The organism is Thermogemmata fonticola (genome assembly GCF_013694095.1).
In the GTDB taxonomy this organism is placed as follows: Bacteria; Planctomycetota; Planctomycetia; order Gemmatales; family Gemmataceae; genus Thermogemmata; species Thermogemmata fonticola.
Genome location: NZ_JACEFB010000002.1, coordinates 506,544 through 519,759, shown reverse-complemented (window position 1 = coordinate 519,759; position 13,216 = coordinate 506,544). Strand labels below are relative to the sequence as shown.

Annotated in this window: 9 protein-coding genes and 1 pseudogene; 2 read left to right on the top strand and 8 right to left on the bottom strand. The window is 58.6% G+C overall.

Going from position 1 to position 13,216, the window contains the following annotated elements:
• Window positions 1-65: 65 nt before the first annotated feature.
• Together H0921_RS05485 and H0921_RS05480 are read right to left on the bottom strand one after the other, a co-directional pair.
• Window positions 66-908: an amidohydrolase family protein gene (locus H0921_RS05485; RefSeq protein WP_194537024.1), complete on the bottom strand. Its 843-nt coding sequence runs from the start codon at window positions 906-908 to the stop codon at window positions 66-68.
• A 104-nt stretch (window positions 909-1,012) separates the two neighbouring features.
• Window positions 1,013-2,506 carry a hypothetical protein gene (locus H0921_RS05480; RefSeq protein WP_194537023.1) on the bottom strand — a complete coding sequence of 498 codons (1,494 nt, stop codon included), beginning with the start codon at window positions 2,504-2,506 and terminating at the stop codon, window positions 1,013-1,015.
• Window positions 2,507-2,887: 381 nt separating this feature from the next.
• Here H0921_RS05480 and H0921_RS05475 point away from each other — a divergent pair, with 381 nt between their 5' ends.
• Window positions 2,888-3,949, top strand: coding sequence for a hypothetical protein (locus H0921_RS05475; RefSeq protein WP_194537022.1), 1,062 nt, complete (start codon window positions 2,888-2,890; stop codon window positions 3,947-3,949).
• A gap of 198 nt (window positions 3,950-4,147) precedes the next feature.
• Here the strand turns inward: H0921_RS05475 and H0921_RS05470 are convergent, their stop codons facing one another.
• On the bottom strand, window positions 4,148-7,426 hold the full coding sequence (locus tag H0921_RS05470) for a WD40 repeat domain-containing serine/threonine protein kinase (protein WP_194537021.1): 3,279 nt from the start codon (window positions 7,424-7,426) through the stop codon (window positions 4,148-4,150).
• A gap of 129 nt (window positions 7,427-7,555) precedes the next feature.
• Between H0921_RS05470 and H0921_RS05465 the strand changes: the two genes are divergently transcribed.
• Window positions 7,556-8,584, top strand: a complete 1,029-nt coding sequence (locus H0921_RS05465) for a zinc-dependent alcohol dehydrogenase family protein (protein ID WP_228499033.1) — start codon at window positions 7,556-7,558, stop codon at window positions 8,582-8,584.
• Window positions 8,585-9,377: 793 nt separating this feature from the next.
• Here H0921_RS05465 and H0921_RS05460 read toward each other — a convergent pair.
• The 5 genes and pseudogenes from H0921_RS05460 to H0921_RS05445 all read right to left on the bottom strand — a co-directional run bounded on the left by H0921_RS05460 (window position 9,378) and on the right by H0921_RS05445 (window position 13,175).
• Window positions 9,378-10,895 (bottom strand): sialate O-acetylesterase, encoded by a 1,518-nt coding sequence (locus H0921_RS05460; RefSeq protein WP_194537020.1) that lies wholly within the window; start codon window positions 10,893-10,895, stop codon window positions 9,378-9,380.
• 194 nt (window positions 10,896-11,089) lie between these two features.
• Window positions 11,090-12,061 (bottom strand): annotated as a pseudogene (locus tag H0921_RS05455) (formylmethanofuran dehydrogenase subunit B); the annotation flags it as partial.
• 12 nt (window positions 12,062-12,073) lie between these two features.
• Window positions 12,074-12,421, bottom strand: coding sequence for a molybdopterin-binding domain-containing protein (locus H0921_RS05450; protein WP_194537018.1), 348 nt, complete (start codon window positions 12,419-12,421; stop codon window positions 12,074-12,076).
• 193 nt (window positions 12,422-12,614) lie between these two features.
• Window positions 12,615-12,743 (bottom strand): hypothetical protein, encoded by a 129-nt coding sequence (locus H0921_RS18130; protein ID WP_261345449.1) that lies wholly within the window; start codon window positions 12,741-12,743, stop codon window positions 12,615-12,617.
• Window positions 12,744-12,788: 45 nt separating this feature from the next.
• Window positions 12,789-13,175 carry a molybdopterin dinucleotide binding domain-containing protein gene (locus H0921_RS05445; RefSeq protein WP_194537017.1) on the bottom strand — a complete coding sequence of 129 codons (387 nt, stop codon included), beginning with the start codon at window positions 13,173-13,175 and terminating at the stop codon, window positions 12,789-12,791.
• Between the last annotated feature and the right edge of the window lie 41 nt (window positions 13,176-13,216).

Below are 13,216 nucleotides of genomic sequence, written 5' to 3'. Positions count from 1 at the left end.
ACGGGCAGCTCTCAGAACCGGAGCCAGCAACGGGCGGCAGGCCGGATCACGATTCCTCTTAGCGATCACCTCCAGCGGAACAGGCGGCGGGCGTTTTCCTCGAAGATCAACTCATGCCAGGCAGGCGGGAGGATCCTCTGCAAAATACTCCGGTACGCCAGCATCGGTGCCAATGGCCAGTCACTGCCGTAGAGGAACCGATTGGGACGTTCCGAGTAACGGATGGCCTTGACTAAGCGGGCGGCCAGTTCGGCGGCCTGCTCTTGCATCGCTTCCCCCGCGAAATCCTGCTCATCCCCGATTAATAAACCGGAAAGGTCGGCCCAGACATTGAGGTTCTTGTAAATCACCTCTGCCGCGTCGAGCATCCACGGATTGCCTACATGACAGAGAACAAATTGCACCTCCGGATGATCCACCGCTACTTCGTCCACGCCGAGGGGATGGGCGAATTTCAGCTTCGCCTTGGGCGAGAAAGTGTCACCCGTGTGTAGAAAGACCGGCAGATTATAACGGGCCGCCAGTTCATAATACGGACGATAATGAGGATGTGATGGTTCATAATGAAGGTATCCCAAATAGAGCTTAAGGCCTACGACGGTTCCCTGCGCCAGGATCTGTTCGACTTTTTGGAGCTGTGAGGGATCAGTCCATGTTGGATCAGCCACGCCGATGACATGCAGTCCGGGCGTCTGAGCGGCAACCGCTAGCGACGCCGCGATGCCCAAGGGGTCCTCTGGCTGGCCCGCGCTCCAACAGCCGATGGCACAGGCGAAGCGAATCCCGGCATGACGCATTTCCCGGCGTAAAACCGTGGCAATCCGTTCGGGAGAATCACACAAGATGGGAGCGAGAGGTCCGGCGGCGGGCAGATTCGGTGGTGTGACATGAATATGCACATCAATCATAGCGGCTCACCAGGCATCATAACATACCGCAGCATCCCCAGTGAAATAACGAAAGCCTCCATCATATATAAAATAGTGTGTATAAATATCTGGCATTGTACATCCTATATCCATTGTTCTAACAAACGATTCAGGGCTTGCGACCACGCTACCATGGGCTTAATATCATCCCTTTTCGTTTGTTCCTGATCCATGCTTATGCATGGATACGGACCGTCCATCCACATGCTTGTGAACATGATACCCTGGACCTTGGATAGTTCCTCTTCCTTTTTCTGCTTCTCTGCCTGTTCCTTGGAAGTCATATATAAACAATAAACATCCGCACGGTGGCTCCATTGTTTCAACTCTCCTACCACGGAATCGAGAGAGTCCGTGACGCTCACTCGTGCCGCGCCCCGTTCAATCCAATCCCTCAGGAGCAACTCCAGCCAACCTTGCTCCTCCCAACGTTCCTCAGAGCTAGAAGTGTCTTTGATATATTTGTGAGGAGAGTTATGTTTGATGAATCTTATCTCAAAATTGATGGCTTCATCGGTGAGGCGCTCGTTTAGCCACTGGATAATCGTTACAATCCAAGAGAGCAATAATATTATTCTCTCATATGGTAACTCAAAATCTTTGAAGCGTAGATTGATTATATAATCGATAATAAATACATATACACGTCTATTTATTATAAAATTATTTTCATCACGTGAATAATAGAGTAATTCGTTGCGAAGAAACTTAATATCAAAGAGATCGGGTTTTTCTCTCTCCATGTACACCAATTGAGAATGCAAGAGGCTCTCCATGCTGCCACGCGTGGCGATGGAAGCGAATCCACCCACTGGATACTGATCTTCCTGCAACAGACGGGTGGTCCAATTCTTGCGTCTCTCTCGCGACCGGAGAGGACGAGGCTTGATCGCTTTTTCCCAAAGGGAGACCAGTTGCCGAATCTGCCGCAAGGCGATGAATTGTGCCATTCCGCCTAACGCGGAGCGGTCTTCCAAGGCCGCAACATCCTCCCACGGGAGCAAGAGAGGTACCCGCCGCAAAGATTGTATCAAATCCGTATATAATTCACTCATCAATTGTGACATATGATCATACTGATATTCTCCCAGTATCTGGGATAGGTCCATTTGTTCCACTCGGGCTTGCAGCCGCCGTATGGCTTCCAATGACAGATGGGCGCCTCCCAGTTCCAAATGAGCCGCGAGTTGCTTGAGTAGAAAAGCAATGGCTTTGGGACGTTCCGCTTCAGGGTAACGTGCGATGGCCGAGGCGGCTCGATCAAAAGCAGGGTCTAAAGGGAGGCGCGCCAGCAAGCGGTCCTCATAGGCTTGTACCAAACGCTTGTCTGGCCCAAAGTCTGACCCGGCACCCCGTTGTCGGCCACTCCAGAAACGTCCTGAGGCTATTTGGCCGACATCCAGCACGAAACTCATCGGCGGCAGGGGAACACCTCCAGCGACCAGCCATGCGGCCCAATCGAGCGCCTGATCAACGATGGCGGCCTTTTGGGGCGGAGGAACTACTCGCGCCAACCGGATACCTTCGAGTAGATAGCGAACGCCCTCTTCAAGGTCTCGTATTTCCTGAACGCGCATGGATCACCTCACCCTCGGAGCGGGAAGAGCCGGTTTTGGGACCTTCCTCATGCTCACAACTCTGGGCGTCTCGGCAAAATAAGAGCCAGCCCTGTGTTGGACCTTTTCCTTCCCCTCTCTTTCAAGCACTCTCCCATTATCGAATCCATCTGATACGACTTCGGCGTTAGCACCCGCGAAAACGCCGTGAGGGAACCTACCTTACAACAACTCCCCCCTATTCCCCTCATTACTCGTATTATCCCGCCGTTCCAAGTATTTTACGAAGTCCGCCGGATCGACAAAAAAGTGAAGTTGCTCATTTTCTGCGCCGATGAAACTGAACATCGGTTAGTATGCCTCCATCACGGGGGATACAAACCCACACGAAAGAGGCAGAGTATGGGCGGCATGCGTGTTCTGGGTTGTCTCGCAGGGCTGTTCGTCCTTACGACCTCGGTTTGGGGACAAGTCCTTCCGGCTGGAAGAGACGTTTCCGCTTACATTCCCTCAGTCACTCCTGCTGATCTACCTTCGTCCTATCGCGTGCCAGAAGCGTTGGCTCAGGAGTCCAGCCACAACGAGGTGATTTCCGCCGGTGGCTTTCCTTCTCGCCGTGGGATGGTTCGGGTTCCGAATGTTTGGGATGCCGTCAACGGCGATTCGCTTCCCGCCCCAAACACCAATCCTGTTTCCGGAACGTGGACTGAACCTCCGGTCATCTCCCCGCCGGCCTTGCCTCCGGGTTCCTATCCGAGTCCGTACTACACCGAAGGTCCAGGGTGCTGCGGCCCCCTCGGCAAGCATGGGCGTATTGGGTATGAACTCTATACGTACACGGGTCCTAATCTCCCTTTCGGCTCCGGGGATTTTGTGGGGCGGCTCAACGTCGGTTGGGTGGTCGGCGGCGGTGGACGCACGTTGTTTTTCAATCCGACCCACGATGCGGCCTGGGTTGTCGATTTGGGTCTGAGTTACACCTACAATCGCGGGGAGCAGCAGGAGCCGGTTTTCCTGGATATTCGTCAGCCGCCGCGCAGCGATCCGCTCACGGGCCGGGTGATTCCCCAACCGGACCTTTATACTCTCAGCGCTATCCGGGGTCTGCATCGCACCAATTTCAATTTTGCTCTGGGCCGCGATTGGTGGCTGTGGGGCCCCGCCGCCAACGGGCTGCAAGAAGGGTGGAATGTTCGCATCGGAGGGCAAGTGGGAGGCCGATGGGGCACCGCACACGTCGATGTGGTTCCGCTCAATCAGGTCAACGGTTATGCGCGACGGCAGAATGTCACACATGGCATTTACTTGGCAGCCCACGGCTCGCTCGAGGTCCCTTTCGGCGGCTGCATTCTCTTCAGCGGCCTTCGTGTCGAATGGGGTTATGACTGGACCAACATCGTGCCGCCGCTTGGGGGCGATCTCAATAACGTGAATCTCTTACTCACCGCCGGGATTCGCTTTTAGGATCAACTTTCAGCGTGAAGCTGGTGGGTGCCCCATCGCGGAGTCACCACGCGTGCGCAGGAGAAACATGGAATAATACAGCGGACCAGAGCGACAGAACCTTAAACGGAGGACCTCAGCGACCGAATTTTTTCGTGAGATTGTGAATTTTTTTAGCCCTTGTCTGTTCCTTCCACATCCACATCAACCGCGAAGTGATCATTCGCTAGTTTGCCAGAGGGCGACCTGATCGGACGTGGCGGTGATGAGCCAGCGCCCTCGATTGGCGAAGCGAATGTGGCGCACGGGTCCATCGTGGCGGCGCTGACGAAAGACTTCCCGCTGTGCTCGCAAATCCCAGAAAATTACCTCGCCGTTGGCTCCACCGCTGATCAGAGTGCGCTGATCTGGAGACAGCGCAAGACAGGTGGCAGCACCGATGTGTCCCAGGAACGTGGCCGCCTCCCGGCCGCTTTCCAGCGACCACAAGCGGATGGCCCCTCGTTCGCCCGCCGTCGCTAGAAAACCGCTATTTTCCACGAAACAAAAATCGGTCGCATCGGGAATGGACAAGGTGAGCTTCCAACTATTCTCCGCCACGGACCATATGCTGATCGCCGATCGATCCCAGCGAGCTGCCAGCAACGAAGCGTCGCGAGCCAGGACTGCTTCAGCCACAACCTTGCCGCTGGAGGTCTCGATGATCGACGGGGCTGCGGAGGGTACGTCTGCGGTATTCCACAGGTACAGCCGGCCCAAGTGATCAGCCGCGAGAAGGTGGCCGGCCGGCCTGGAGAATTTGGCCCAACGCACTTGCGCTGCCGGAGGAAGGCGCCACTGGCGGACAAGCCGCCGCTTTGGGCCTGTCCATTGCTCGTCGCGAATCGTGGAGCCGTCCGCTAGAAAGACTCGGAGGGAACCGTCCTGCGTCAGGAAAGCATCGAGGATCGGGAGCGAGGGCGAGGGCAGAGGAGCATTCTGAGAATCAGCCAGAGGAAAAAACCGTTTCTGAGCATCAAGCAACACGCCTTGGGGAGACTCTTCAGATACGAACACACCCTGGATGAGGGGAACTTGTAAAACCCCCAGCTCGTGGGGATCTCCGGGAATCCGCCAGAGTCTCACGAAGCCGTCTTCACCGGCAGTGCAAAGCAAGCGCCCGTTGGCATCGAGTGCGGCCGTCGTGATCTCGCCATGTTCCACCACGGGCCATTCCCAGAATCGGGCTTCCTGCTGAAGAGAAAACCGCCCTGGCTTGACATAAGTCAACAGACCGTGGGGGGAAGAAAAGACCCAACGAACGGGCGAGTTCCCCTGCTGCTTCCACTGCTTACCTTTCTCCAGAATCCATAAGCCGGTGTTGCTGCCCAAGGCAATTTTGCCCTCCGCTGTGAAGGCGAGAGAGGTGATGCGTGAGGAGTTATCGAGGGGAGGCAACATCCGCGGGGGCGAACGGCCATCCCACAGCCCAACTGTTCCATCACGGGTGGCGAATGCCACCTCACAACCGGAGGGCAGGGTGCGCACATGCATCTCCTTCACGCTCTGAGGCCAGCGGGTTTGCGCCGCCACTTTCTGCTCGAACCAATCCCAGAGGAGGACAGTGCCGTCACGATGTTCGACGCAACTGAAACGGCCATCGGGACTGGTCGCACAACGGAGCCAGGGGCTTTGGAAAACGGCGGGAAGATTCGCAAGTGGGGCCATCGTACCCTCGGAGTGGAGGGTCCAGACGCTGAGGTGGGGCGCCTCCGCCGTCTCGTTGCACACCAGCAGGGTTTTGGACTGGGGTCCCACAAACGCGAGGTGGAGCGAGGTTTTCCCAGCATTCTGCATCTCCTGGGTGGTATGCTTCCACGTTTGCACGGGTCGGGACTGGGCGATGTCCCAGAGTGTGAGGGTACCATCGGGATATGCCCAGCAGAGGTAGCGGAGGTCCGCGGAAACCGCCAAAGCAGTGACACGGTTTGCGAAAGTAGGAATATCCTGGCGTGGGAGCTGGACCAGGCGGCTCAGGTGGCGATAGGGAAAGTCCAGAGGTTCGTTGAGGTACGTCGCAATCATCCGGGCCGCTTCTAAGTAATCCTTGGCTTCATCACGATTGCCGCTGCGAAGGGAGAGGAAAGTGGCATAGATGTATTGGGCATAGTCCCGTTGACGTTCCAAGCGGGCGCGTAGCTCTTGGTCGGATCGCGCCCGTTCCTGGTCGTTTTTGAGCCGGCGTGTCTCCCCCATGTACCAAGTACCCACACCGATCATAACAACCGCGATGGCACTGACGATGATCAAGGCGACGAGTTGATCGTTCCGCCGTGCCCAGCGAGCCACGCGTCCCAGCCAATTGAGCGGCCGGGCGATTGTGGGTTTGCCATCGAGAAAGCGCCGCAGATCATCGGCCAGGTCGATCGCGGTGCGATAGCGCCGGCCTGGATTCTTTTCCATCGCCTTGAGGCAAATGGCTTCCAAGTCTCGGGGAATGTCCGGCCGGATTTGGCGGGGCGGATTGAGCTGCCCATCGATGACTTGGCGGAGCACTTCGACATCCGTCGCACCGTCGTAGGGAGCACAACCGGTGAGGAGTTCATAGAGGATGGCACCCAGGGCATAGACATCCGCGGCCGGACCTAAATCCCGATGCTTGGCTAGAGCTTGTTCGGGGGCCATGTATTTCGGCGTGCCGAGAATCTGCCAAGTACGCGTATCGGATGGCTCACCGCGTTCCATGAGCTTAGCCAAGCCAAAGTCTACGACCCGCGGAATGAAGTATTCTCCGCGGAGTTGGCAGGAGCCGACCGGAGGCTCTTCCGCCAGGGGATCCTCTCGGACCGGTTGAAGGATGATGTTGTTCGGTTTGAGGTCCCGATGGAGGACGCCGCGATCGTGGGCATGTTGAACCGCCTCGGCGACAATGGCGACCAAGCGGGCCGCCTGACGCACAGGGACCGGGAAGGCTTGTTTCTCCAGCCACTGGCCCAGAGTCTGACCCGGACAGAAGGCTGTGGCGATGTAGCACAGCGGACCGAACTCGCCCGTTTCATACACTGGCACCAGGTTCGGATGATCGAATTCCGCCGCCGCTTGGGCTTCTCGGATCAATCGCTTGCGGGCGTCCGCGCTCAAGAGCATCTCGGGGCGAGGGATTTTCAAGGCGACTTCCCGCTGCAATTTCGGATCGAAGGCCAGAAAGACGATACCACACCCCCCCTTGCCCAACTGGCGGCGCAGCTCAAAGCGGCCAATACGCAAGGGGGACCCCGGCGCTACACGCAGGGGAACGCCCGCATTCCCCGGACCCGGTATGACCTCGCTCAGTGATCCCTCATGAGACACGGGGATTGCCGCCTCAGCCTGAGGACCTCCCTGCGACGGCAGACCCTGCCGAGCCGAAAGGTCCACGGTTGGGGCGTGACTGTTCCCCCCTTCGACTCCGGAGTCGAGGGCGGCCAGCAGTCGAGCCAGATAGTCGTCGAGTTTGAGCGAGTCGGTCGAGTCCGCCATCGGTCTGCACGTCCCTGAAAAAACTCTGCGTGCTTCCCGCAGGACATGGTGCCCAAGTCCTAGTTTAGCACATGGCTCATCTTCCGCGAGAGGACAATTCCTATAATCACCCCGAAATCGGAGGAGGCGATGCCAATGCATGCTTGGGTGCTCGACGGCGGTTTCGGAACCGAGCATTTGCGCTGGACCAAATGCGAGATTCCTGTTCCCGCAGCGGGGCAGATTCTCGTGCGGCTCCATGCGGTCTCGGTGAACTATCGCGACGTTCTGATCGTAGAAGGAAGCTACAATCCTCGCTTGTCGATGCCGCGCATCCTCGGTTCGGATGGCGCCGGCGAAGTCATCGCCGTGGGGCCGGATGTCGATCGTTTCCGCGTGGGCGACCGGGTCATCGGCTGCTTCATGCAGAAGTGGGCGGACGGCCCGCTGACAGACACGGCGGCCCGCTCGACTCTCGGTGCCGATCGCGATGGGACATTTGCCCAATATGTCTTGCTCGAGCAGGCCGGTGCTGTGCCGCTGCCGGAGGATTGGGATTACGCCAGCGCCGCCACCCTGCCCTGTGCGGCCTTGACTGCCTGGAATGCCTTGATCAGCGGCGAATGCCGACCGGGTAAGACGGTCCTGTTGCTGGGAACGGGCGGCGTGTCCATCTTCGGCTTGCAGTTGGCCAAAGCAATGGGAGCGCGCGTGCTGCTGCTGTCCGGCCAGGAACACAAGCGGGAACGGGCTGCTCAATTGGGGGCGGACGCCACAGCCAATTACCACACGGTGCCGGAATGGGATCGGTGGGTCCGCGAACAAACGGAAGGACAAGGTGCGGACATCGTTCTGGAAGTCGGCGGTGCCGGCACCCTGGAGCGCTCGCTGCGGGCGGTGCGCCGCGGAGGGTACATCGCCTTGATTGGCGTGCTGGCGGGCCGAGGAACTATCGACCCCATGCCGATCCTCATGAAAGCGGTCCGGCTCCAGGGCATCTTCGTCGGCTCCCGAAAAATGTTCGAGGACATGCTCGTCTTCCTCCAGCAGCATCGCCTCCGCCCCGTCATCGATCGCCGTTTCCCGCTCCCGGAATTGCCCGCAGCACTCGAAGCGATGCGCCGGGGGATCCACTTCGGCAAAATCGTGCTCGACATCATTCCGGGCGTACCCGGATAATTCCCCCTCTGTTGGCCGCGCCGCCGCCCCGCCTCGCTTCCTCCCCCCCGACCAACAGAGCGACCTCCCCACCGGCTGGTTTGTGCTCCCCGGATCGCCCCCCGCCGCTCTGGCAATTGGGTTGCCGCTTTCCCGCGCTGTGCCGCATTCGCCGTGATCATGGTTCTGCCTCCTTTTCGTTGTCATCTGTCAGGTTTCAGCCCAGCAAACCCTCTTTCTGGGCCTTAGAAGAAACTGGCCATTGCCACGGGGCCAGGTCTTCTCTCAACTGATCACCTGTTTACTGTATATATGTCCCATAAATCGCTGCCTGTCAAGAAAAATTTTCCATTTTTTTTCCAGAAATCTGAAAAGTCCTATAATTCTGGGATTTTCCGTCCCAATTGTTCCACTCGCATGAGCTATCTTTTTGGCTTCCTTGAGGGCAAGAGGGCTTATACTCCGCCGAGTTGCCGTTGTCCTTAGCCGAATCTAGCCGGGATGGGGAAAGTTTATGTGAAATTATGTCCTATAAAACGAGGCAAGTCAAATGTGATTTTCCTCGGAATGCTGGATCGGACTATTGAACGATGGCCGGATAGGAACACTGCTGCGAGGCGTAGAAGCTGCTAGGGAACGTGAGAACGAGAGGGATAGAGGGCGCCGGGGACAACCTTAGCGAAGGGGCGGGCAGCAAAAAAACCGCTGCCTGGAGCACCAGGTCGGTAGGCAGCGGTTGGACGAGGGCGACTTCACGGAGGCCGTTAGCGGTTTGGCCGCTTTTCAGTTCACGGAGGAACCGTCGGCGCTGCGGTCACTTCTTTGGCTTGCCCTGCGTGGTCAGGGGGAAGTCATCGGTGCGGAAGGGCGAGGCGGGCAAACCCTCTTTGTTGAAGAGATTGAGGGTGGGTTTGGCGAAGTTCACCCAACCGTAGCGGACAGCCACAATCCGATCGACCTCGTCACAAGTGACGACGACCTTGTCGCCTTCGATGACGGCCTGAGCCGGTTTGAAGACCTGATCGGTGCCGCAGGCGGTGAAGCCGACCAGGGGTCCATCCTTGGCCACCAATCCGCTGCCGACGTGGTCGAAGCTCAGAATGGCCTTTTTGCCGTCAAATTTGGCTTCGCGGAAGATGGGACCGCTGTAGACGATTTTTTCTCCGTAAGCCAAGGCCCGTGCGGCCAGGGCGAGGCGGGCGCCGACGGGTTCCTTCTGCTGCGGGTGGATGTCTTTTTCCTCGCCAACATCGGTAATGACCGCCAGGCCGACTTTAGGAAGCACGCGAGTGGCATGCAATTGGGCATCCCGCAGCTCGGCATAGCGGACGCCTTCAGAGTTGCCATCCCAATAGGGAGCAAGCTGGACGCCGAGGAAAGCAAAGTCGTGCCCCCAGCGTTTGCGCCAGTCCTGGATCATGGTGGGATAGAGGGTGCGGTATTCGTAGGCACGCGGGGCGTTGGACTCACCTTGGTACCAAATGGCGCCGCGGATGGGGAACTTGAGCAAGGGGTGGATCATGCCATTGAAGAGGACCGTGGGAATGTTGGGATTGAGGCCTTTTTTCTGCGGCGGGCTTTGCTGGGCTTGGCGAGCGCGATCGGCCAGGTATTTGAGGTCCGGTACACTCTCCAGGGCTTCCAGGCTGGTCCAGGCTTCGCAGACGGTACCGCCCCAGTTGGTAGCGATCAAGCCGATGGGCACGTTGAGGGCTTTTTCCAGATCGCGGCCAAAGAAGTAGGCGACTGCCGAGAACTCATAGGCGGTTTCCGGGGTACATTCCTGCCATTGGCCGAAGACCACGTCATATTCCTTGTCACGTTGCATTTTGATCTTCAAGACGGGGAAATCTTCCTGAGGGGTCAGAGCGGGGCGGCGCGGCATGGTGAAGAGGCGGATATTGGGATGCTTGGCCTGGGCCGCCACTTTCTTCCCCTGATCATTCCGCGTGAGTCTCCACAGCTCCCATTGCATGTTCGATTGACCGGAGCAGATCCAGACTTCGCCCACGGCCACATTCTTGAAGGTGACGGTGTTCTGTCCTTGCACGGTCAGGGTGAAGCCGGTGCCGGCTTTCTGAGCAGGCAGTTCCACACTCCAGCGTCCTTTGTCATCGGCAGTCGCCATGGCCGTGGCCACAGGCTGGCCTTCCCGCTCCAGACGCACGGTGATCTTTTCTCCGGGTTTGGCTTTCCCCCACACCCGCAAGGGCGTGCCTTGCTGGAGAACCATGTGGTCGGAAAAGATGGGATGAGGCTCGACTTCAGCTCGCAGTGGCGGGGCCAGCCACACCCAGACCAGCACCCACAGGAAGAGGCGTCGTGGCGTCATGGTCACACTCCTGGCATCAGGTTAGGAAATCGAAGAAGTTAGGGGGATACGGTGAAGGAAAGCCTAATCCGAACGCCTGGGAGCGGCAATGAAAAAACGAAAAAAGCTGGCCCCGTCCCAGGGAAACACAACCCCAGGGGCGAATCGATCCCGCGAGTATAGGATCGCTCAGCGAGTTGGAGAGGGGCAATCGATCAAGCGAGTTGGAGATGGTCAGCGGTGGGGAGGAAGCCGCCGTGGCGCTGCTGAATGGTTTGGCGGATGCGGCGGACCACTTCTTCGTCCGTCGGATAAGGCGAGCGGAGGATGGGCCGCAAGGGCAAGGGGATTTCATCCATGCGATAGACAGTCCCTGGCGCGCTGATGCCAGTGGCGGCGGTGGTAATGTGCACGCGTGCCAGGCGGCTGGTGTACGTGACCTTGGGGTCCAGGACGATGGTGGGTGTGCGGCGGAGATGTTCGATAGCGGGTTGGGGCATGGTGGCACCGGGATCCGCACCGAGGACCAGGGTAGCGTCATTATCTCCGCGCACGAGCAAGTCGATTGTGGAGAACTCGCCGGGGTTGAAGCGAGGATAGCCGCGGGAGAGGGACACACCGAAGGGGTAAGCCGTGGTGTAGCGGAGGACGACATCCGCTCCGGTGACATTGCCATGACCCCGCATGGGCATGGCCACGAATTTGGTGAAGGCATTCAGTTCCGCCGCAAGGGTGAGGGCCGCGGCGCTATTCATGTGCTTGCCGCGGGTCATGGACAGGCCCATGCCGAAGAAAAGGACGCCGAAGCGGGCCGTTTTCATGCGTTGGGCTAGGTCCTGCAACTGTTCTAGAGTCAGACCAGTTTCCGCCACCGCGGCAGCATCCACGGGCTGGCCCTTGATCAAGGCTCGCAAGGTCGTGAGGACCTCGAAGTCTTTGCCGGGCCGGACCTGGAGGAAAATGTCCGCGGCCTTGGAGCTAGGAGTTTCCCGAATATCGACCAGGACCATCGTGCGGTCCTTACGCCCGCGGGGAGTGAATTTCCCCTTCTGGGTCAGCGTGTAACGGGTGAAGTGCCGGGGATGGCACTCTGCCGGGTTGCCTCCCCAATAGATGATCAGGTCGGCCCGATTTTTGACTTCCCCCAGGGTACATGAGACTTTGCCACCCAACTGGGCAGCGATTTCGGTGGGGCCGTGTCAAAGCGAGGTGTGGCTGTCGATGACGGCGCCGACAGTCTCGGCCAGCCAGACTGCCTCACGCTGGGCTTCGCAGGTGATGTTGCTCAGGCCGTAGATGAGCGGCAGGTCGGCCTTGTGGAGAATGTCAGCGGCTAGCTCAATCGCCTCGTCGAGCGTGGCCTCCTGGCCGTCGATGAGAGCGGGAGGATAGAGTTTTTCCGCCGTGTGATGCTTGAACCAGGCTTCCCCCAGGATGCAGGCTCGTTTGGTTTCGACGATGCGCTGGCCATCAGCGTGGAGTTCGATGTCATCGCAAACGCAGCCGCAGAAGGTGCAAACCGCATTTTTGACCACTGTCAGTTCCATCGGTGCGTCCTTGGGGGTTGGATTCATGAGGTTTCAGCCTTCAGGAAGGCGAAGCCAGTTCCGCTGGAGTGCTATCATCCGGCCCCATCAGCGCATCGCTAACCGCAGGGTAGGATAGGGCCAAGGGGAGCCGGTGCAGCGGGGAGCTTTCCTCGGTGGGGACGTCCGCACGGGACGGCGGCAGGGCGAAGGTTCACCCCAAAGCTCGGCCCCGGAAGCTGCCCCGAATACGCCGAGGCATGAAACGTCCCGGAGCGATCTGCTCCCACGCTGCCGAACCTGCTTGTTCCTGCGCGGCCAGTTGCGGATCGGTCGGTTTCATGAGGCTTTTTCCTCCCAAGGTTCCCCTATGCCTCATTATTCTTCTTCAGCCGTTGGCACCGGGAATCGTCCCGGCTTCCGAGTGAAGCACTTCGGAGGAGGAAAGCGGTTCCAGCTCCACTTCCCACCCTTTGGAGGTCGGCATGCCTGTACCGTCGGTCTCTCCCCCCATCAGGCGGCAGGTCGGCGGACCATAGGGCACGAAGAGCAGCCCGCGTGGCACATTTCCCTCCTGGCAGACGAACACCGCCTCGCCGTGGACGGTACGCACGCGCACCGGCTGCCCCGCTTGCAATCCCGCCTCCCGCACGTCCTCCGGATGCATCGTCAGCACCGTCACCAGGGACTGGTATTCCGGTCCCTCCTTGCCGACATTGACCTGCACTCCTTGTTTATTGGAGCGGATCGGGATGAGCAGGTAGCGGCTAGGCATCGGGGCAATCTCCCAGGTTTCCCTCGTATCGTTATGTTAGT

Bases quoted from the DNA above. Each gene is read 5' to 3' on its own strand.
- H0921_RS05465 (WP_228499033.1), top strand. From the start codon at position 7,556: ATGCCAATGCATGCTTGGGTGCTCGACGGCGGTTTCGGAACCGAGCAT.
- H0921_RS05470 (WP_194537021.1), bottom strand. From the start codon at position 7,426: ATGGCGGACTCGACCGACTCGCTCAAACTCGACGACTATCTGGCTCGA.
- H0921_RS05460 (WP_194537020.1), bottom strand. From the start codon at position 10,895: ATGACGCCACGACGCCTCTTCCTGTGGGTGCTGGTCTGGGTGTGGCTG.
- H0921_RS18130 (WP_261345449.1), bottom strand. From the start codon at position 12,743: ATGAAACCGACCGATCCGCAACTGGCCGCGCAGGAACAAGCAGGTTCG.
- H0921_RS05445 (WP_194537017.1), bottom strand. From the start codon at position 13,175: ATGCCTAGCCGCTACCTGCTCATCCCGATCCGCTCCAATAAACAAGGA.
- H0921_RS05475 (WP_194537022.1), top strand. From the start codon at position 2,888: ATGGGCGGCATGCGTGTTCTGGGTTGTCTCGCAGGGCTGTTCGTCCTT.
- H0921_RS05480 (WP_194537023.1), bottom strand. From the start codon at position 2,506: ATGCGCGTTCAGGAAATACGAGACCTTGAAGAGGGCGTTCGCTATCTA.
- H0921_RS05450 (WP_194537018.1), bottom strand. From the start codon at position 12,421: ATGGAACTGACAGTGGTCAAAAATGCGGTTTGCACCTTCTGCGGCTGC.
- H0921_RS05485 (WP_194537024.1), bottom strand. From the start codon at position 908: ATGATTGATGTGCATATTCATGTCACACCACCGAATCTGCCCGCCGCC.